This window comes from Plantactinospora sp. B5E13, assembly GCF_039871775.1.
Lineage (GTDB): Bacteria > Actinomycetota > Actinomycetes > Mycobacteriales > Micromonosporaceae > Plantactinospora.
This window is the reverse complement of record NZ_JBDPLT010000004.1, coordinates 23,155-42,407: the sequence shown is the minus strand read 5'-3', so window position 1 is coordinate 42,407 and position 19,253 is coordinate 23,155. Positions and strand designations below refer to the sequence as shown.

General features: G+C 70.7%; 16 protein-coding genes and 1 pseudogene. 7 read left to right on the top strand and 10 right to left on the bottom strand.

Annotation, left to right across the window (positions count from 1 at the left end; all coding sequences use genetic code 11):
• Nucleotides 1-24: 24 nt before the first annotated feature.
• Nucleotides 25-1,881, bottom strand: a complete 1,857-nt coding sequence (locus ABGB05_RS05360) for a hypothetical protein (protein ID WP_347652020.1) — start codon at nucleotides 1,879-1,881, stop codon at nucleotides 25-27.
• A gap of 41 nt (nucleotides 1,882-1,922) precedes the next feature.
• Here ABGB05_RS05360 and ABGB05_RS05355 point away from each other — a divergent pair, with 41 nt between their 5' ends.
• The 3 genes and pseudogenes from ABGB05_RS05355 to ABGB05_RS05345 all read left to right on the top strand — a co-directional run.
• Nucleotides 1,923-3,314, top strand: a complete 1,392-nt coding sequence (locus tag ABGB05_RS05355) for a hypothetical protein (protein WP_347652019.1) — start codon at nucleotides 1,923-1,925, stop codon at nucleotides 3,312-3,314.
• A gap of 34 nt (nucleotides 3,315-3,348) precedes the next feature.
• On the top strand, nucleotides 3,349-4,035 hold the full coding sequence (locus ABGB05_RS05350) for a response regulator transcription factor (RefSeq protein ID WP_347652233.1): 687 nt from the start codon (nucleotides 3,349-3,351) through the stop codon (nucleotides 4,033-4,035).
• An 8-nt stretch (nucleotides 4,036-4,043) separates the two neighbouring features.
• A pseudogene (locus ABGB05_RS05345) lies at nucleotides 4,044-5,189 on the top strand (HAMP domain-containing sensor histidine kinase); the annotation flags it as partial.
• Nucleotides 5,190-5,637: 448 nt separating this feature from the next.
• Here the strand turns inward: ABGB05_RS05345 and ABGB05_RS05340 are convergent.
• A complete protein-coding gene (locus ABGB05_RS05340; RefSeq protein ID WP_347652018.1) occupies nucleotides 5,638-6,510 on the bottom strand; it encodes a DUF2637 domain-containing protein in 873 nt (290 codons plus the stop codon).
• Between the two features lie 244 nt (nucleotides 6,511-6,754).
• Here ABGB05_RS05340 and ABGB05_RS05335 point away from each other — a divergent pair, with 244 nt between their 5' ends.
• On the top strand, nucleotides 6,755-7,108 hold the full coding sequence (locus ABGB05_RS05335) for a DoxX family protein (RefSeq protein ID WP_347652017.1): 354 nt from the start codon (nucleotides 6,755-6,757) through the stop codon (nucleotides 7,106-7,108).
• A 252-nt stretch (nucleotides 7,109-7,360) separates the two neighbouring features.
• Here ABGB05_RS05335 and ABGB05_RS05330 read toward each other — a convergent pair whose 3' ends face one another.
• The 4 genes from ABGB05_RS05330 to ABGB05_RS05315 all read right to left on the bottom strand — a co-directional run bounded on the left by ABGB05_RS05330 (nucleotide 7,361) and on the right by ABGB05_RS05315 (nucleotide 11,604).
• Nucleotides 7,361-8,284: a GNAT family N-acetyltransferase gene (locus ABGB05_RS05330; protein ID WP_347652016.1), complete on the bottom strand. Its 924-nt coding sequence runs from the start codon at nucleotides 8,282-8,284 to the stop codon at nucleotides 7,361-7,363.
• 129 nt (nucleotides 8,285-8,413) lie between these two features.
• Nucleotides 8,414-9,925, bottom strand: a complete 1,512-nt coding sequence (locus ABGB05_RS05325; protein ID WP_347652015.1) for an FAD-dependent monooxygenase — start codon at nucleotides 9,923-9,925, stop codon at nucleotides 8,414-8,416.
• 512 nt (nucleotides 9,926-10,437) lie between these two features.
• Nucleotides 10,438-10,665 carry a hypothetical protein gene (locus tag ABGB05_RS05320; protein ID WP_347652014.1) on the bottom strand — a complete coding sequence of 76 codons (228 nt, stop codon included), beginning with the start codon at nucleotides 10,663-10,665 and terminating at the stop codon, nucleotides 10,438-10,440.
• Between the two features lie 72 nt (nucleotides 10,666-10,737).
• Nucleotides 10,738-11,604 carry an SDR family oxidoreductase gene (locus ABGB05_RS05315; RefSeq protein ID WP_347652013.1) on the bottom strand — a complete coding sequence of 289 codons (867 nt, stop codon included), beginning with the start codon at nucleotides 11,602-11,604 and terminating at the stop codon, nucleotides 10,738-10,740.
• A 449-nt stretch (nucleotides 11,605-12,053) separates the two neighbouring features.
• Here ABGB05_RS05315 and ABGB05_RS05310 point away from each other — a divergent pair, with 449 nt between their 5' ends.
• Entirely contained in the window at nucleotides 12,054-12,590 is a 537-nt protein-coding gene (locus tag ABGB05_RS05310; RefSeq protein WP_347652011.1) for an isochorismatase family protein, read from the top strand.
• A 208-nt stretch (nucleotides 12,591-12,798) separates the two neighbouring features.
• Here ABGB05_RS05310 and ABGB05_RS05305 read toward each other — a convergent pair whose 3' ends face one another.
• From ABGB05_RS05305 to ABGB05_RS05295, 3 genes are all read right to left on the bottom strand, one after another.
• Nucleotides 12,799-13,686, bottom strand: a complete 888-nt coding sequence (locus ABGB05_RS05305) for a LysR family transcriptional regulator (protein ID WP_347652010.1) — start codon at nucleotides 13,684-13,686, stop codon at nucleotides 12,799-12,801.
• A 538-nt stretch (nucleotides 13,687-14,224) separates the two neighbouring features.
• Entirely contained in the window at nucleotides 14,225-14,527 is a 303-nt protein-coding gene (locus tag ABGB05_RS05300) for a hypothetical protein (RefSeq protein ID WP_347652009.1), read from the bottom strand.
• Nucleotides 14,528-14,878: 351 nt separating this feature from the next.
• Nucleotides 14,879-15,427, bottom strand: coding sequence for a hypothetical protein (locus ABGB05_RS05295; protein ID WP_347652008.1), 549 nt, complete (start codon nucleotides 15,425-15,427; stop codon nucleotides 14,879-14,881).
• A gap of 123 nt (nucleotides 15,428-15,550) precedes the next feature.
• On the opposite strand from ABGB05_RS05295, the gene ABGB05_RS05290 reads away from it, so the two are divergent.
• Nucleotides 15,551-16,192: a GNAT family protein gene (locus tag ABGB05_RS05290; protein ID WP_347652007.1), complete on the top strand. Its 642-nt coding sequence runs from the start codon at nucleotides 15,551-15,553 to the stop codon at nucleotides 16,190-16,192.
• A gap of 137 nt (nucleotides 16,193-16,329) precedes the next feature.
• Complete coding sequence (locus tag ABGB05_RS05285; protein WP_347652006.1) at nucleotides 16,330-17,307, top strand: ion transporter; 978 nt, start codon at nucleotides 16,330-16,332, stop codon at nucleotides 17,305-17,307.
• 78 nt (nucleotides 17,308-17,385) lie between these two features.
• On the opposite strand, the gene ABGB05_RS05280 is transcribed toward ABGB05_RS05285, so the two are convergent.
• Entirely contained in the window at nucleotides 17,386-18,948 is a 1,563-nt protein-coding gene (locus tag ABGB05_RS05280) for a pectate lyase (protein WP_347652005.1), read from the bottom strand.
• Between the last annotated feature and the right edge of the window lie 305 nt (nucleotides 18,949-19,253).

Sequence of the window (19,253 nt, the reverse complement as noted above, 5' to 3'; positions counted from 1 at the left end):
CGGAGGGCGCCCTGCCCCGACAGCTCAGCCGACCAGGGGTCGGACGTCCCAGAGCCAGACGTCGTCGACCCGCTGCCCGGGGCCGAGCAGCCCGGCGAGCAGGACGTGCAGCGCGGGAGCGGACGGGTGGTCACCGAGCACCACCACCGAGGCCCGCCAGAACTTCAGGTCCTCGATCGCCTGACGCCGGTTCTCTTCGGTGATCGCCGGTGCGGCGCCCCGGTCCATGGTGCCGTAGATCAGCATGCTGGTCGGCCGGGACGGGGCACCGAAAACCCCGAAGCCGTCCACGTCCGGGCCGATGAAGTAGCCGGCCGGGATCGGGAACTCCTGCCCGGTCAGCGCGCTCCAGCGCAGCGTGGAGAGCCCGTGCACGTTGCTCGGGATCGGCACCGGGACGAGGGTGCGCCCCGCCGGCACGTACGGACGCCAGGCGCCGGAGGTGATGAAGTGCGGCGGCGGGTCGACGTGCTGGGCCGGCAGCGGACGGGGGAAGATCGGCAGCAGGGCCAGGGCCACCGCCGCGTACGCCAGGATCTTCACCCGGACCGGACGTACCTCGATCTTGGCGATCTCTTCCCAGGCGAGCGCGACGAGGACACCGACCGCGCCGACGGTGACCAGACTGAGCCGGGTCGGCATCATCATCTCGACCAGCGGCAGGTTTTCCGGCAGCAGTTTCCAGGGGCCCTCGAACTCGGTCAGTTCCCCGTTGTAGCGGACCTGCCGGCCGACCGAGGCGACCGCGAAGCCGACCCCGACCAGGCTGGCGATCCGGGCGGTCAGCGACGTCCGCCAGAGCAGGACGGCGACCAGCACGGCCAACCCGACCAGCGGCCAGCCGAGCCAGGTGTTCTGCTCGGTCAACCCGATGGTCTTCTCCACCTCGGGAATGCCGCCGAGACTGTCCCGGGGGAAGGTGACGAACGCCTTCAGGTCCTCGCCCCAGTTGTGGAAGACGCCGCCCTGCAGTCCCCGGTAGGACTGCGGCCCGTTGAACTGGTACCAGATCGGGTAGCCGGCGAGCAGCAGGGCCAGGCCGCCGCCGACGCCGAGCGCGCGCAGGAGGGTCCACAGCCGGGCCCGGGTCTGCGACCAGCGGAAGACCGCGAGCAGCAGCATGATCACCGCACAGGCCAGCGCGGTGAGTAGCAGCATCTCCTCGTTGATGAAGATCTGGTACGCCACCAGCAGGCCCAGCACGATCCCGTTGCGCAGCCAGCGGCCCGGCTCACCGAGGCGCAGCACCCGGACCACGATCAGCGGGAGCAGGAAGTTCGAGACGAAGTTCGGCTGCCCGTTGGCGTGGTGGATGATGCCGGGCGCGAAACCGAGGAAGGCGCCGCCGACGAACGCCGCAGCCCGGGAGCTGACCAGGTGACGGGAGAGCGCCCAGTAGGACGTCGCGGCGGTCGCGGCCAGCGCCCCGCCGAGATAGATCGCGTACGTCACCTGCGGGCCGAACAGCAGGGTGAGCGGGGCCAGCGGGATGCTGATGCCGAGCACCGAGGTGTTGGCCATCATGTTGACCCCGTCCGGCGCGTTCTGCCGGGCGGAGAAGAGCGGGTTCTCCAGGTGCCGTACCGAGTAGGCGCCGTGCGAGAGCAGCCACTCGAACCAGCTGTGGTCGGTGGGCAGGTGCGACGACACCCGGTGGTTGATGTCCGCCCAGTAGTTGGCGCAGACGAAAACGCCGAGGAGGACGTACGCTCCGATGACCAGTACGTCGGCCCGCGCGGGCGACCGGAACCTGTGCCAGGGGCGGGATCGACCGGCATCGGTCGATCCGGCCTCGGCATCCGTTGCGTGCTTCACCACCGGAGCTGCCACGAGGCGCCATCGTACAGGTGGCGAGGTGCCCGATTTGCCACCACCCGCCATGGTCCGGTCCGGGCTGGGGCAAGCCGTGGAAGGGAGCCGGAGTGCCCATCATCGAACTGGGTGAACTCGGTCCCGGGCCGGCGTCCGAGGCGGTCCGCGCCGCCGACGGCCGGTCGGGCGGGGCCGCGGTCCGGTCGGTTCGGCGCCGGCGGGACGTACGCCGGACCGGGGCGGCGGCGGTGCTGGTCGGCTCGCTCGCGATCGTCGCCGCCGGGGAACCGGTGCCCCGGCCGCTGCCGGAGCTGACGGTGCCGGCCCGACTGGGCGCCACCGTCCACGCGGTCGGGGACTGGCTGTTCGTCGCCGACCCGCTCGAAGCCGGCACCCAGCGGCAGGAACTGGCCGCCTACCGGATCCCGGACGACGCCGGCGGCTGGGGCGGGAGGGACGAACTGGCGCCCCGGTGGCGGATCGTGCTGCCCGCCGGCGAGGTCGGCGCGCTGACGATGGTGGGTGCCACCCTCGTGTTCAGCACCCGGTCGTACCGCGACCGCGCCGCACTGGGCCGGGTGACGGCGCTGGACCTGACCAGCGGGGCGGTCCGGTGGTCGCGGGAGGCGTACCTGGAGGTGGTCAACCCGGCCGGTCAGCTGCTGCTGTCCGGCACCGCCGATCCGTCGGTCGACCCGGCCACCCCGTTGCGGGCGGTGGACCCGGTCTCCGGGGAGGTCCGCTGGTCACTGCCGGGCCCGGCCGGCGTCCGGCGCCACTATCCGTGGCTCGGCGGTGCCGCGCCGCCCACCATGGTGGTGGTCGAACCGTCCGGTCGGGTGGAGAGCCGGGACACCGGCACCGGTGCCCTGATCAGCGCCACCCGGCTGCCGTCACTAGGCGACCCCGACGAACCACGCTGGTACGGGGCGATCGCCGGCGAGTTGTTCCTGGTCCGCGAGCGGGGGCGGGTGACCGCGTACGAGATGCCCGGGCTGGACCGCCGCTGGTCGGTGACGGTCGACGACAACCGCGAGTACGGTCCGGGCGTCTGTGGGCCCGATCTGTGCACTCACGGGCGCGACGGCGGGGTACGGGTCCTGGACGCCGCGACCGGCGGGATCCGGTGGTCGTCCGACCGGTGGGCCCGTCTGCACTGGGCCGGCGACGAACCGGTCGGCATCGGTCCGGTGGAGTCCGCCGGACCGGCGCCGCTGAGCGTGCTCGACGCCGACACCGGCCGCTCCCTGGCCGACCTGGGCAGCTGGCAGATCCTCGACACCACGGAGGCGTCGTCGCGGTTCGTGGCGGTCCGCGTCGACGCCGACCGACGTGCCTGGGTCGCGGAGATCGACGTGCCGTCCCGGCGGGTACGGCCGCTGGGCGTGCTGTCCGGGGTCTCCGATGACTGTGCGCTGATCCGACGATGGCTGCACTGCCGGCGGGTCGACGCATCGGTCGGCCTCTGGCGGTTGCCGGGCGGGCTTGGCACGCGCCGATAGGTTGTCGGTGAACAGGCGGTCCGGGGAGGTCATGGTGCGGGTGCTGGTGGTGGAGGACGAGCGCAACCTGGCGGACGCGATCGTGCGGGGGCTACGCCGCAAGGGGATGGCGGTGGACGTCGCCTACGACGGGTCGGCCGGGCACGAGATGGCGTTCGTCACCCGGTACGACGTGGTGGTGCTGGACCGGGACCTGCCGGGTATCCACGGTGACCAGATCTGTGCCGACCTGGTCACCTCGGGGGCGCTGACCCGGGTGCTGATGCTGACCGCCAGCGGCACGGTGGCGGACCGGGTGGAGGGCCTGCAGCTCGGCGCCGACGACTACCTGCCGAAACCGTTCGCCTTCGACGAACTGGTCGCCCGGGTGCAGGCGCTCGGCCGCCGGGCCACCCCGGCGGCGCCGCCGGTGCTCAGTGTCGCCGACCTGGTGGTCGACCCGGCCCGTCGGGTCGCGACCCGACGGGGTGCGGTGGTGGATCTGACCCGTAAGGAGTTCGGGGTGCTGGAGGAACTGCTCAAGGCGCGGGGCGCGGTGGTCTCCAGCGAGGAACTGCTGGAGCGGGTCTGGGACGCGAACACCGACCCGTTCACCACCACGGTCCGGGTAACCGTGATGACGTTGCGGAAGAAGCTCGGTGATCCGCCGCTGATCGAGACGGTGGTCGGTGCCGGCTACCGGGTGCCCGATCCGTACCTCCCCGGCCAGGTGAACGCGTGACCGTCTATCTGACTCGTCGCCGCCCCCGGGTCCGCCCGACGCTGCGGCTGCGGCTGACCCTGCTCAACGGCGTACTGCTGATCGGTGCCGGGGCGATCCTGCTGCTGCTCGCCTGGCTGCTGGTCGGCGACGCGCTGCGCCCGACCGACCAGCTGAAACCGGGCACCGTCGTGGAGTTGACCGACGGGCGGTCGCTGGACGCCCGGCTGTGGCAGGAGCAGCTGCTCGAAGCCCAGTCCCGGGAACTGCTGGCCAAGGGGCTGGTGGCGTTGCTGGCGATCAGCATCGTCGGGGTCGCCGGGGCGTACGCGGTGGCCGGTCGGGCGTTGCGCCCGCTGCACCAGGTCACCTCGACCGCCCGCCGGCTCGGCGAGGCCACTCTGGACCAGCGGATCCGCTACTCCGGCGCCGACGACGAGGTGGCCGAGCTGGCGGCCACCTTCGACGCGATGCTGGACCGGATCGGCGACGCCTTCGAGGCGCAGAAACGGTTCGTCGCGAACGCCTCGCACGAGTTGCGTACCCCGCTGGCGGTGATGCGGACCGAGATCGACGTGACGATGGCCGACGACGAGGCGGACGTGGCGGAGTACCGCCGGATGGCGACCGTGGTCCGGGACGCCTCCGAACGGGCCAACAACCTGGTCGACGCGCTGCTCGTACTGGCCCGCAGCGAGGCTCAGTCCGGGCGTCGGCTGGCCCGCAAGGCGCCGACCGACCTCGCGGCCGGTGCCAGTGCGGCGCTGTCGGCGGTACGGGCCGAGACGACCCGGTTGCGGTTGGCGATCGACACCGCGTTGGCGCCGGCCCCGGTCGTCGGCGATCCGGGGCTGCTGGAACGGCTGGCCGGCAACCTCGTCGAGAACGCGGTCCGCTACAACCATCTCAACGGCCGGATCTGGGTACGGACCGGTTCGAACGCCGAGCAGGCGTGGCTGGTGGTCGGGAACACCGGTTTCGAGGTGGAGCAGGCGGACGTACCGGGGCTCTTCGAGGCGTTCCGGCGCGGCGGTCGGGAGCGGACCGGCGCCCGGGGATCCGGTCTGGGGCTGTCGATCGTCCGGGCCGTCTGCGACGCGCACGGCGGCACGGTCAGCGCGACCGCCCAGGACGGGGGCGGGCTGGAGGTGACCGTGACGTTGCCGGCGGCCGAGGCCACCCCGGTGGTCGCCGCCTCGGCGGTGGTCACCACCGGGCCGGCGGCGACGACCGTGCCGGTGACCCCGACCGTACCGACGGCCCCGGCCGCGGGTGCGCCCACCGCGACGCCCCAGGCATGAACGAGTGATTCGGTATTGACCACCCGGTACGCTCAGGGCCGCCCGGCCCGAGGAAAGGTCCCATGAGCATTCTCGGTTCGCTTGCCCGGGTGTCCCCGGGCCTTGTGGAAGAGCTGCGATCCCCTGCGGCGCGGCCCTATGACGTGCTCAGCGAGCATGAGACACAGGCCGACCTGGACAGGTATTGGGACGTGTTGGGGTTCCTGCTGGACGCGGCGGGCGCCCCGGACCACGGGCGTTGCCGACCGGCTCTCGCCCGCCGTCCCGCCCGCGCCCGCCGTCCCGTCGCCCAGCCGGGGCCGGCCCGGTCCTGCGTACACCCTCAGGCGGCCGGCTCCAGTTCGCGGACCTCCCGTCGGATCGCCCGGAGCCGGGCGGTGGTGATGCCCAGCTCCTGTGCCACGTCGGCGTCGCTCGCCTCGGGACGGTTCGCCTGGATCTCGGCGGCCAGCGCGGCCGTCTCGGTGATCGGCCGCCGGGGGCGGGGCGCGGACTTCGTGGACCGGCCGCTCGCCGGGGCCCGTTTCCTCGTCGAGGCGGGAGCGGCCTCCGCTGTGCCGTCCGACCGGTCGGAGCGGGTGGGACCGGTGACCAGGCCCGTGCGGGCGGTGCCGGCTTCGGCGGTCACCCCCGTCGGTACGACGGGTGGTGTCGGCTCGGCGGTCGTGGTTGACGTGGCGACGGGTGTGGTGGGCGTCGCCCGGGTGGTCCTCCGGGCCGGCGTCGACCCGGTCGCGCCCGCAGCCTGCTGAGGCTGTTCGGCCGGGGCGGCCAACTGGGTCCGGGCGGCCTGCTCGGCCTGGGCGGCGGAGATCCGGCCACCCAATTCGACCAGGCAAATGCTGGCCACGACGATCAGGCCGTCGACCGAGAGCGGCAGCAGGTACGGCGAGGCGCCGGTCTCGCCGTACCGGGCGGCGACGCCGACCATGTGCCAGTACGACACCCAGGCGGCGATCCCGGCGATGGTGGCGGTGGCCACCCAGCGGGCGACGGCCAGTGACCGGCGGTGCACCGGCACCCGGGAGATCAGTTCCACGGTGAGCAGCAGGGCCAGTGGCGGCCACGCGGCGATCGCCTGACTGATCGGGTTGTCCTGTGCGTGCAGGACGTTGGCGACCACCGAGGCGGCCACCCCGAGGGTCAGGGTGGCGCGGACGGCCCAGCGGACCCGGCGAAGCTGTGGGAGGGGCACTCGTCGCTCCTTGCCTGTCGTACGTCCTCTCGATCCCGGCCCACCGCCGGTCATCCGTACGGCCGGCTCTGGGGGAGCTTACGGGTCCGGCCGATCGGCCGGTAGGACGATCTTCACCACCACAGCCCTTCTCCCGCGATGTCACATCCGGCGGTCCGGAACGGTCGGGATGTCGGGGTGGGAAATCAGGGGCAGCTCTCCGGTCTCCGATCCCACCAAGCTGTCGTGCCTGGATGGAGGAGTTGTGGACACTGCCTATGTCGCCGTGACCGTGATGACCGCGGTCGCCAACCTTTTCTCGGCCTGCCTGGACTTCGCCCGGCACGAGCGGGTCGTTGCCGCGATGCGACGCGGACTGGTGCCGCTGTCGTGGATGGTGCCGTTGGGCGTCCTCAAGGCGGCCGGCGCCCTCGGGCTGCTCGTCGGCTTTGCGTTCCCGGTCGTCGGCACGGTCTCGGCCGGGGCACTGGTGCTGTTCTTCGTCGGCGCGGTCGTGGTGCACCTGCGGGCGCGGTACCACGAGTTCGGCATCCTGGGTGTGTTCCTGACCCTGGCGGTCGCGACGCTGGCCGTCGACCTGATCCGGCGGTTGGCCTGATTCGGCAATCACCGTCAGTCTCCGAGTACGGGGGCAGCGCGGTCGAGGGTTATCCTCTCCTGCTCCGCGCCTCGCCCGCCCGAGTGCTGACCGTCGCCTGGCGTGGTGCACCGAGCCGGTCTGTCTCCGCCTGCTCAGCACCGCTGAGCAGGTCGACGAGGCGACCGCTGACCAGGCGGTGCGGATCACGCTGCCCGCCGCGCGTGCCGGCGCTCTGGAACCGGCACGCGGACGGCGAATCCGCTCCCGGGTCTACAACGGACGGCTGAACATCCTGCGGCTGGCGAAGTTGCGGTATCCCGCCCGCTGGAACGCCTTGAACATGGCGATATTGCCCGCGTCGCAGTCACCGCGGATCTCGGTGGCTCCGTCGGCGATCAGGATTCGGGTCCCGCGGGCGACCACCGCGGTGGCGTAGCCGTGACCGCGGCCGGCCGTCGCGACCGCGACCAGGCCGATCACGGCGGAGCTGGGGGTGCGGGCGGGCAGGCTGACCGCTACGGGCCGATCCTCCCGGTCGTAGCCGATCTCGAACCATTCGGGCTTGTGGTCCATCTCCAGCATGTCGGCGAGATTGCGCTCGGCCGCTCCGCGCAGGCCGTGCGAGGCGATCTCGGCGAGAAAGATCGAGTCCCTGGTGTCGGAGAACGCGTCGGCGAGCAGGGCGACGAACGGCTCCTCATCCAGCTCGGCCAGCGATCGCCAGTGCAGCCGCTCGTCCTGGGCGGGCAGTGGAGCGCCGGTCTGCCAGAGGAACCGGCAGCCGTCGCGGACGACCGAGAACCCGTGGCCGGCGAGCAGCTGCTCACGCCGTTGCGGGTCGCGCTGGAACTGGGGGGCCTGGCTCGGCGTGTCCAGCACGTGTCCCTGGGTCCGGGCGTCCAGCGAGCGGGCCAGCTCGGCGGCACGAGCCAACAGGGCCGCGCCGGTCTGATCGTCACCGGGCTCCCACAGCACGAGATCCATCGGCGTCGGGCTGCCGGGGACCGTCCACAGCACGACGTTGCCGACGAGAGCACCGTCCCGCTCGGCCACCAGACACCAGCCCGGCTGGGTGCAGCCGCTGTCGAGCAACCCGGCCAGATACGCCGCGGTCGCGGCGTTGCGTTCGTCGTCGTTCGGGTATGCCGTCAGGGCGGGCAGCTCTTCGGGCCGGGCTGGGCGGATCGTCAGCACAGTCGGGTCCTCTCGTCGATGGTCCTCGGTAGGTGACGTAGGTTGCGGATGGGAAAGAGCAGCGCGACGGACGACAGGGCCGTGCAGCTGACCCTGTCTCTCCACTGCGGACGCGTCGGCGGGGTCGTCTCAGGGGCCGAACCAGGCGGTGAGCGCTGCTTGCAGTGCGGGCGCGGCGGTGTCGGCGGGTTCGTCGATGGCTGCGGCCCAGGCGATGTGGGCGTCCGGGCGGATCAGCAGTGCGTCGGCCGGCCGCTGGTCGGTTGTGCCGGTGTGGATGTCGACGCGCTGGTGCCAGACGTGGGCGATCTGGCGCAGGTCTGGACGGTCGGCGAGGTCGAGCAGGACGGGCCGTGCGGGGTGCATGAGTTCTCCGACGCTGGTGATGCCCCGGTTGGTGTGCAGGGTGAGGTCGGGTGTGAAGGTGCCGGCTGACGAGTGGTGGTGGGGGCCGGACATCGGGTAGCGGATGTCGGTGCCGGCGACGAGCGCTCCCATCCGGCGCAACGGCTGCTCGTCGGTGAGTAGCTCCTGGAAGACTTGCCGGAGCGCTTCGGCGGCTGGGTCGTGCCCGCGCCGCAGTGCCACCTGGGCTCGGGTGTGCAGCATGGTGCGGGCGCCGGCGAGGTGGCGTTCGCTGTGGTAGGTGTCCAGCAGGCCGGCCGGGGCCCAGCCGTGGATGTCGGCGGCCAGTTTCCAGGCCAGGTTGACCGCGTCGAGCATGCCGGCGTTGAGGGCCACGCCGGTGGCGGGGAACAGGTGTGCGGCATCGCCGGCGAGCATGATCCGCCCGTCACGGTACCGTTCGGCCTGCCGGGCCTTGAATGTGAACCGCGAGAGCCGGATCGGATCTGCCACTGGCAGATCCACACCGAGGACCCGGCGGACGCTGTCCTGCAGCTCGGTGACGGTCATCGGTGTGTCGTCGTCGTATTCGACGGTCTCGTCTTCGACGGTGTAGAGGGAGACGACTGTGGAGGTCGGCGATGAGCCGACGCCGAGCAGACCGTGACCGGTTCGGGTGAAGCCCGCGTGGATCGTGCCGAAACCGGGGACATCGAGATCGCCGTTGTCGAGCACGTTCACGGTTTCGGGCAGGGTGACCTGGGCCAGCCGGTTGACCTCGGGATAGGTGGTGCCGGGGAACGGGATGCCGGCCCAGTCACGGACCCGGCTGCGCGCGCCGTCGCATCCGACGAGGTAGCGGGTGGACACCCGGTACGGCCCGTCCGGTCCCCGCACGTCAACGGATACCGCGGCGTGGTCCTGGCTCACCGCGGTTACCTCGTGTCCGCGGCGGAGGTCGACCCCGAGTTCGGCGGCGCGTTCGTCGAGCAGCTGCTCAAGCTGCTGCTGCGGCAGTGGCAGGGCGTGCATCGGGGGATCGGCAAGCTGGGTGAGGTCCAGATGCACACCGCCGAACGGGAACCGGGGCGCCGGAACAGGGCCGGTACAGGCTGCTTCGAATCGTTCCAGCAAGCCTCGGTAACGCAGCAACTGCAGGATCTGCCCGCCGAGACCACCGGCCTTGGGGGTGTCCCGGCGGCTCGGCTGCCGCTCCAACACCAGTGGGCGCACACCGGCCAGACGTAGTTCGTTGGCCAGCATGAGGCCGGTCGGGCCGGCCCCCACAATGACCACGTGGGCGTCCGGTGTCGGCCCTCTCGCTTGCCGGTCTTCGTCGCGTCCGCCCGCGACCCGGCCGGGCATGGCTCTTGCGGCGGTGGTGGGATCGTGATGCTTCATATCGATGGGCCCTTCGGGGTGTCGCTGAATTGCCGGCGCACTGCTCACCAGCCCTTTGCTGACGTGCGCGCCCGGAAAGGGCTGAGTCGCCCGCGCCGAGGTTGCCGGTGGTGGCCGGGACGTACCGGGCCGGGCACGTGATGCGGTCGAGGACCGGAGCCATCGCGGCGCTGAGCTCGTTGAGCTCGATTTGACGTCGGCGTGCTCGTCGACGGTCATCCTGCGGCCAGGCCCAGCGGGCGCGACCGCGGCATCAACCACCGCATCCTGCGGAGCGGTTCTCAGATCCGCTCGCGACCCTCCTCGCCGGTCAAGCCGTACGGCATCGCGCCGTCGACGTACACCGACCCGGCGACACGGTCCGGGCTTCGCCGGGCCCGGTGAGCCGCGAGCGCCGCACCGTAGGATCAGCCGACCAGCAGCGGTCGCCGCACCTCGGTTGCCTCCGGGACGGCGTCGAGGTCGTGCAGCATTGCCACGAAGGAGAAGTCCGCCGATCGTCCTGACTCGCCTCGGGCCCGCTGGTCGTAGGTGATGTGCCGGAAGCCGGTACCCAGCTCGGCGATCACGGGCCGCTGGTCGGCATGAGCGCCGTTCAGGTAGACGACGGCACGGCCGAGCCCCCCCACTGTCATCGGCGTCCAACACGCTGTCGGCCACAATGATCGTGGATTGACGAGACATGACCTCCCCTCCAAGGTCAATCGTCAGGCCTGCTCGGTGGCCGGCGCCGGGACCGCCTTCTCGGCGGCGCGACTGACCTGTTCCCAGCCGGCCCAGGTGTCCATCCGCCGCCGGGAGATGTCGATCGCGAGGTCGTAGACCATGCTGCCCAGCAGCAGCCGCAGCGGCGGGTCGTCACTGGCGACCAGGGTCATCAGCGCCTCGGCGGCCAGCCGTGGCTCGCTGTCGATCGACCCTTCCGCCCACTGTTTCGCCAACTCCTCGCGCAGCGAATCGTACGCGGGATCCGGGGTGGTCGCCCTGCTGCTGGTGTACAGGTCCGTCCAGTAGCCTCCCGGCTGGACGATCGTGACCTTCACGCCGAACCCGGCAGCCTCGGCGGCCAGCGCTTCGCTCATGCCTTCCAACGCGAACTTGCTCGCGCTGTAGAGCCCGGTGCTGGGGAAGCCGCCGAGCGCGCCGATGCTGGAGATCTGGACGATGTGTCCACTGCCCTGGGCACGCAGGTACGGCAGCACGGCCTGGCTGACCCACATCGCGCCGAAGAAGTTGAGGTTCAGTTGTGCGCGTGCCTCGGCTTCGGTGAACTCCTCGACCATCCCGGCGAACAACGCGCCGGCGTTGTTCACGACGACGTCGAGCCGGCCAAAGTGCCGAACCGCGTGGGCGACCACCTCGACAACCGCGGCACGGTCCGTGACATCCAATCGCAACGCCAGCAGGCGGCCCGGGTGCTGGGCGGCGAGCTCGTCCAGCGGCGAGACATCGCGGGCCGCGCCGACCACCCGGTCACCGGTGGCGAGAGCCGCCTCGGTGAAGGCGCGGCCGAGGCCACGGCTGGCCCCGGTGATGAACCACACCCGCGACGCGGCGCTGCCTGACATGTCCATCTGATTCCTTTCGTCACAGGACGACCGTCCCGGGTGCAGCGAGGCCATCCGGCTGACCCGGTGCGCCCACGCACGTTGGCGAACCACGGTGCCCACAGCCGGTTCTCCCGGCCCATCGGTGGATGTTGCTGGCCTGCAAGAGCCTCCGTCACGGCAAGCCCCGGATCAACGAGGACCTCAGCAACGCTCCGTTAAGCCATGGGTTGACGATCGGACATGGAGTCGCGGGACATCGGAATCTCCTGGCGCTGGCCGAGAACCTGCCTCGGCCGCACCACCGGCCGTCTGCGCCGAAACCGCGGGTCGTAACGCTATGTGGACTCGGAAGATTCGGTGAGGCATCCGTGCCGGCCGGGTGGAGGTCATTTTGGCTGGCGAGGTTGCTTCACCGTTCGGCCGCGGCGTGGGTGGTGGTGCTCCTGGGTCTGCCGGGCTGTTAGGGTCACAGAGTGCCTTCACCCCTTACCAAGCCGCTCGCCGCCGGACGTACCGCGCTGATCGTTGTGGACCTGATGCCGCGTATCGTCGAGCAGGACATGGGTCCCCACAAGGGCGCCGACGTGGTGGCCCGGGCAAGCCGTCTGGTGACAGCGTTCCGCCGGGCTGGCGGCACCGTGGTACTGGTCCGGGTGGATCGGCCGGGCGTCGCCGAGCAGCCACCCGGCAGCGGGTTCGTCCCGGAGATGCAGCCGCAGCCTGGCGACATCGCCGTTGTGAAGCACACCATCGGCGCGTTCCATGGCACGGACCTGGCCGACCGGCTGCGGGAGCGCGGTGTGGACACGGTGGTCATGACCGGTCTTGCCACGACGATGGGCGTCGAGTCGACCGCGCGCGCCGCATCCGATCACGGGTTCGAGGTCATCTTCGCATCCGATGCGATGAGCGGCATGACAGCCGGCGAGCATGAGCACGCACTGACGGTGGTCCTGCCCCGGTTCGGCGAGGTCGTCACCACCGACGAGGTGCTCGAACGGCTCCGATGATGTCGGATCACCTGGGCTGTGTGGACCGCAGAGACCGTTGCGGGGCGCCGCCGCGTCGCCAGGCTGTAACCGGACTGCGCGGCGATCACGTCGCCGAGCTGGCCGGCGAGCGATGGCGCGGACGCCTCACCGAATTCCCGAAGTACGACGCACGGTTAGTGGACCGGAGATCTACCGCACATGGGGACAAGCCGTTCTGCATGGTGCTCTAACGCAGCAGCGGACCAAGATCGTTGACGATTCGGGCCATTGCCCGGATGATTTCGTTTTCGGTCTCGGTGCGCCACACCAAGGCGTAGTGCAGGCGGGTCAGGTCGGTGATGGGCAGCCACCGCACGTCCGGCATGGCCCAGTGGTCGGTCACGTGGACGGGGAAGACCTGGACCATGTCGCCGAGGGCGACATGGTGGATGAGGTCATCGCTGCTGGTCACGAACGCGCTCCGCGCGATCGTACGGCCGCGCGGGCTCTGGAACGGCAGATACGAATCTTCCCAGTAATCCGGTAAGCCCTCACCCATCCCGTTCGGGAAATCAGCGAGCATCTCCACCGACACGGACGATCGTTGAGCGAGCTCGTGGTCGGCTGACACGGCGAGGATTCGTTGGTCGCTGAACAGGACCGGCCCCACCGTGAGGTCGGTTTCGTCGACGGGCAGCCACGCGACGAGGATGTCATGCTCTCCGGCGCGCAGTGCGGCGAACGGGTCGACGAACGAAGTGCGGCGGATCTGCAACGACCACTGCGGGTGCCGGCGGCGGAACGTGTCCCAGAACGGACGCAGATCGTACGTGTTGAACGGGATCATGCCCACGCGGAGCGTACCGATGATGCCCTGGGCGAACCGCCGGGCCCGTTCCATGCTGTGCTGCAGGCCGGCGTGAACGGGCCGAAGGTCGTCGCGCAGCAGTTCACCGAGCGAGGTGAGCCGGACTGAACGGCTGGAGCGGTCGAAGAGCAGTCCGCCGAGGTGGCGTTCCTGTTGCTTGATCGCTTGGCTGACCCGGGCCGTGGTGACATGCAGTCGCTGCGCGGTTCGGCCGAAATGCAGCTCTTCAGCGAGCACCAGGAAAATCTCGATGTCGCGTAGTTCCACCCGTCTTCCGTTCGCGAGATTCCTGGCTGTGCCAGCCACTTTACCGGCTCAGTGCCGGCGACTGCCTTCGTGCGGTTGAGATCTCCCTGACCCTGGCGAAGAGGTCTATCTCGGGCGTACGGCCGAAGGTCTCCCGGTGCCCTAGGCGCGGGTCAGCCAGTCGATCAAACAGCAGGAGCGCCGGGCTCGTCCCGCTTGTCCGCATACGCCTGCGCGAGCACCTCGGGCGGGTCCTTGCCGGTGACGGGCGGGCGGTCACGGTCGCCCCCACCTGTCGCTGACGCGGTGTCGGCCGGGATTCATGACCCTCCGCCAGTTCGATCGCTTGGTCGAAGTCCTCGGCCCGCCACAGGCACAGCCGCTCCTCGTACGGCCGGGTACCGGGGGCGGACCCGACGCGGTAGACGCACCGTACGGAGAACCAGCCCGCGTCGTCCAGCCTGGCTCCGTCGGCCGGTTGGTCCGTCGAATGACCCCTTGTCGTGGGCCGATCTCGGGAGACGGTGGGGCCGGTGCCCGGCCGGCCCCACCGTGCCGGTCAGTCGTCGTGGTGGGTACGCAGCTCACGGCGTATCTGGTGGCGACTGCGGCGGCGCTGCTCCCGCCGCAGGTGGTAGCCGGTGCAACTCCGGCAGCCGTCGTGCAGCAGGTCGGCGTGGTGATCGGACACCGTCCAGTGACAGCCGCTGGTGGGCCGGCCGGCCGTCGCTGTACTGTCGGCGTCGACCCGTCCAGGCAGCGTGCACGGCCCGAACCGGTGGTCATGCCGGGGTCGGCAGGTCACCATCGGGCGGTCGGCGATCTTCACCCACCAGGGCCGGGTCTTGTCGGTCCTGCTCATACGGGCACCTTTCGGCTCCGTGACGCCCCGGGGTGGGGCTGTCATGAGCAGCGGCGCACCGCGATCACCTCCGATGTCCAGTGTGTCCGGCCAATGGTCGGCCTGTCGACCGGGGCGACTCGTTTCAGGGAGGCGTAGCCCCGGGGACCGCTCCAGCCTGCCAGCGACCCACGACATGATCAACCGTTTTGTCCCGCTGCCGAACCGGCGGGCGGGGCCGGGGATGGCGGCCAAGAGGCTGTCGAGGCGCGGGTCGAGCGGATCCGGCGCCGGATCGTCCGGAGCGGTCGTGGTGACCTCCGCTGACGTTGTCGCGGGTCCGCCGCGCCGGTCCGCTCCGGATCGGAGCCGTCAGTGCTGCCCGGCGAGCGGGCTCCCCTCGCCGAATGTCCACGTCGGGTACCTCTCGGCCAGGTAGGCCCGATGGCTGTCCCAGTCCGTCGGGCCGAGCAACCGTAGCGGTGACAGCCGCGGCGGCTCCTCCGGATCCTGACGGTAGCCCCAGGAGAACCCGACGAGCGGCACGACGAGCCGCCGGTCGATGTCCCACGGGCCGATGGTCAGGAAGGTGTGCGCCCGCCACCGCACCACACCGGATCGCCAGCGGGAGGGGGCGTCGAACAGCACCGGTCGGAAGCCGTACCAGGCGAACGGTGCGCTGGAGTCGGCGAACAGGTCGAACGGGTCGACCTCGAACCGGTCCGTCGTACCGGGCTCGCGGACCAGTTGCACCCAGCCCAGCAGTGACCGGTAACCACGGGCACTGAACTCGACAGACGCGGTACACACCGGCATGCCGTGATCCCGTTCGTCCTTGCCGATGGTCACCGGGTCGGTGTTCGGGACGACTTCCACCGTCACCCGCCCGTGCTCGTCGCCGTGGTCGAAACGAATCTCCATGCGGTCATCCTCGCCCGACCGCGTATTCGACCGCGGTCGTCGGAGCCGCGTTTTGTCGCGGTGGTCGGTACGGGAACGTATTCCGCTTGCCCGGACCGATCTTGCGCCGACAGGATGCGGGACATGCTCGCCGACCTGTGGCCCCTGTACGGCCTCACCATCGTCACACCGCACCTGCGGCTACGTCTGCCCCGCGAGGAGGAACTCGCCGAGCTGGCCGACCTCGCGGGCCGGGGTGTGCACGCGCCCGGCGAGCGGCCGTTCCTGACCCCGTGGACCGACGGCACGTATGCCGACCGGGCCCGGTCCGTCCTGCGGGCCCACTGGGACCGGCTCGCCTCGTGGGAGGTGGCGGCGTGGCAGCTCGGGCTGGGCGTCTTTCGGGCCGGCGAGCCGATCGGCGTGGTCACGTTGCGCGCCCGGGACTTTCCGGTGGTGCGGCAGGTGACGACCTCGGCCTGGCTCGGCGTGGAGCATCAGGGCCGGGGCTACGGTACGGAGGCGAGGGCGGGACTGCTCACCCTCGCCTTCGCGCATCTCGGCGCCACCGCCGCCCTGACCGAGGTGTTCCAGGACAACCATGCCTCGCAGGGCGTGTCACGCAAGCTCGGCTACGAACACGACGGGATCTCGGTCGACGCGCGTGACGGTGAGGCGGTCGTCTCCGACCGGCTGCGGCTGACTCTGCGGCGATGGCACCAGCTCACCCGGCCGGCCGTGACCGTCGAGGGCCTGGACGGCTGCCGCGCCTGGTTCGGCGTCTGATCCAGGGTGCGGATCTTCGGCATCCGATCCGAGTGCGGATCCCGGTGCCTCCGGCCCGGTGCCCGCCCCGACACCGGGACGTAGGCCGCGAACTACGCTGACCGCCGGCAGATGTCGTCCACAGGGGAGAGATCGGCGTGAGGGAGCTTCCGGCTGGCGTCGGGACACGGGTGGCGGGCTGGTGCACGCGGATCGTCGAGGCGGACTGGTTCCACACCGCCTCCTTCGGCCTGATCATCGTCAACGCGGTGGTGCTGGGGCTGGAGACGTACGACCGGGTGGTCGACCGGGCCGGCGGCGCGCTGCTGGCCGTCGAGTACGCCTGCTTCGCCGCGTTCGCGGTGGAACTGCTGCTGCGGTTCGGTGCCCGGCTCACCACCCCGGGCCGGTTCTTCCGTGACGGCTGGAACGTCTTCGACCTGGTGATCGTCGCCGCGTCGCTGGTCCCCGGCGCCCGGGAGAACGTCACCCTGCTGCGGCTGCTCCGCCTGGCCCGGGTGGTCCGGGCGGTCCGGCTCTTCCCCGGGCTGCGGGTCATCATCGGCGGTGTGCTGCGCAGCCTGCCCGGGCTGGGCGGCTTCCTGATGGTCGCCACGCTGACCATCTACCTCTACGCGATGGTGGGCTGGATAACCTTCGGCGAGGCCTATCCGGAGCGGTACGGCACCGTCGGCCAGGCCATGCTCACCCTGTTCCTGCTGCTCTCGCTGGACGGCATCACCGACACCCTGGAGGCCGGCCGGCTGGTCTCCGAGTGGAGCATCCTCTACTACGCGTCGTACGTCGTGGTGGCGTCGTACCTGCTGACGAACCTGCTGGTCGGCATCGTGATCAAGGCGTTGGAGGAGGCCCACCAGGCGGAGCGGCCCACGTCCGAGGCGCCCGCCGTACCGGTCGGGCCGCCGACGCCCGACCCGGTGCCACCGGCCGGCGCGGCGTCGGCCCCGATTCCACCGGCCGATCTCACGGTACGGCTGCGCGAGTTGCGTGCCGCGCTGGACGCGCTGGAGTCCGATCTGGCCCGTCAGTACCAGGCGGGCGGGGCCGTTGCTCCTCAGGCGGCCACCGCCGGGCGGCCGAAGCCCCGACGGCGGGCCGCCAAGCTGCGCGCCTGAGCCGGTGACCGCGTGCCGGCCGCGTCGGGTGGTGGGCCACGTCCCTCGGGGCGGGCCGGCCCGCCCCGAGGGGAGTGGTCATGCCGCGTACGTCTCGAACTCGGCGACTCTCGGCGTACCGCTGGAACCGGTGATGTCAAAGGTGATCTTGCGTAGCGAGGTCGACGGGAAGGTGATGACCCCCGCCCCGCTGCCGGAGGCCAGCACCGCACCGGTGTCCGCGTTCAGGACCCGCCAGGAGCCGATCGCACCGGCGGCGCCGGACGCCTCCCGGATGATGATCCTGGAGACCGTGGTGGCGGAACCCCACTTGATCGAGACGTAACCGGTGGCACCGGCCGGCGACCAGTAGCTGCCCAGGTTGCCGTCCTTCACGTTGCCGTAGCTCGTTCCGCTGGCCTTGCTGGAGCCGTCGGCGCCGGCCCCGAGGCTGAGGTTGGTGCCGCCGGCCGGCGGCGGGGTGGTCGGGTTGGTCGGTCCCGGCGTGGTGGGCCGGGGCGTGGGGTTGGTCGGACCCGTGGTCGGGGTCTGCGGTACGCAGTTGCCGTTCGAGACCTGCAGGCCCTTGTTGGCGCCGGCGGTCTGGCTGACGACGCTCGGCACGCAGCTCGCCCCGTCCAGGCTGTACGCGTACGGGATGCTGACCGTGGTGTTGGACTGCGGGTTCGGGCCGGCGGGGTTGGTGTCGTCGCCGGGGGAGGACCAGGTCACGTTGTCGAAGATGTTGCCGTTGACCTGCCAGTAGCCGGCCTCGTCGGTGTAGAAGGTGCCCAGCACGTCCTTCGAGTTCCGGAAGTAGTTGTTGTCCACCCTGGCCCGGGCGCCGGCCCGCGAGTTGATCCCGGACTCGTGCAGGCTCACGTAGTGGTTGTTGTAGATGTGCGCGATGCCGCCGCGCAGCAGGGGTGTGCGGGAGTCGATGTTCTCGTACAGGTTGTGGTGGTACGTGATGAAGCCGTTGGAGCGGTCGCTCTCGCTGGACCCGACCAGGCCGCCCCGGCCGGAGTTGCGCAGGATGCTGTAGGAGAGGGTGACGTACTGGACGTTGTCCTTCAGGTCGAAGAGGCCGTCGAATCCCTCCGACTCCCCGCCCGACGCCTCCAGGGTGACGTGGTCGACCCAGACGTTGCGGACGGTGCTCTCCATGCCGATGGCGTCACCGCCGTTGGACGTCGGTGAACCCGACTTCTTGACGTTCCGGACGGCCACGTTCTGGATGATGATGTTGCTGGAGTCGCGGACGTGGATGCCCAGTTGGTCGAAGACCGCCCCGCCACCGACGCCGATGATCGTGACGTTGCTGATCTCCTTGAGTTCGATCCTGTCGGCGGCGGTGTTGCAGCTGTCGCCCGACACCTTGGTGGTGTTGCCGTGGTTGATGGTCCCCGAGACCTCGATGATGATCGGGGTGCTGCTGCTGGCCCGGCCGCACAGGGCCTGGTGGATCGCGGTTCCGGTGCTGGCCCGTACCGTCTGTCCGCCCGCGCCGCCGGTGGTCCCGCCGTTCTGGGTCGCGTAGCCGGTGACGCCGCCGACCGCGGCCGACGCCTGCGGGGTCGGCAGCGCCACCACGCCGACCGCGGCCCCGAGGGCCGCCGTGGCCAGCGCCACCTGGAGTCGTAGTGCGACTGCGTGTCTCATCTCGCTCACCTTCGTCCTTGAAGGGGTGCTGCCGTGATGCCGGCACACCGGCAGTGGCGTCGCTCGATATGCGACCGCCTGACCCCAAAGCGAAACATCAATGAGACGCAATCGTAGGAAAGCGGTTTCCTAGAATGCAACAGTTAACGTTTGCAGATTGTTTGCAGTGATCCACGGAAGTGATCGACGGCAGTGCTCCAGCGCGGTGCCCCACAAAGACCGCGGTCGCGGTGGTCGGGCGCCTCGTCCGGCGTGTGCGACGCACGCCGGCGGGGCCCCGACCACCGCGACCGGGTGGGGGAAGG

Bases quoted from the DNA above. Each gene is read 5' to 3' on its own strand.
- ABGB05_RS05360 (WP_347652020.1), bottom strand. From the start codon at position 1,881: ATGGCGGGTGGTGGCAAATCGGGCACCTCGCCACCTGTACGATGGCGC.
- ABGB05_RS05320 (WP_347652014.1), bottom strand. From the start codon at position 10,665: ATGACAGTGGGGGGGCTCGGCCGTGCCGTCGTCTACCTGAACGGCGCT.
- ABGB05_RS05315 (WP_347652013.1), bottom strand. From the start codon at position 11,604: ATGGACATGTCAGGCAGCGCCGCGTCGCGGGTGTGGTTCATCACCGGG.
- ABGB05_RS05300 (WP_347652009.1), bottom strand. From the start codon at position 14,527: ATGAGCAGGACCGACAAGACCCGGCCCTGGTGGGTGAAGATCGCCGAC.
- ABGB05_RS05295 (WP_347652008.1), bottom strand. From the start codon at position 15,427: ATGGAGATTCGTTTCGACCACGGCGACGAGCACGGGCGGGTGACGGTG.
- ABGB05_RS05290 (WP_347652007.1), top strand. From the start codon at position 15,551: ATGCTCGCCGACCTGTGGCCCCTGTACGGCCTCACCATCGTCACACCG.
- ABGB05_RS05280 (WP_347652005.1), bottom strand. From the start codon at position 18,948: ATGAGACACGCAGTCGCACTACGACTCCAGGTGGCGCTGGCCACGGCG.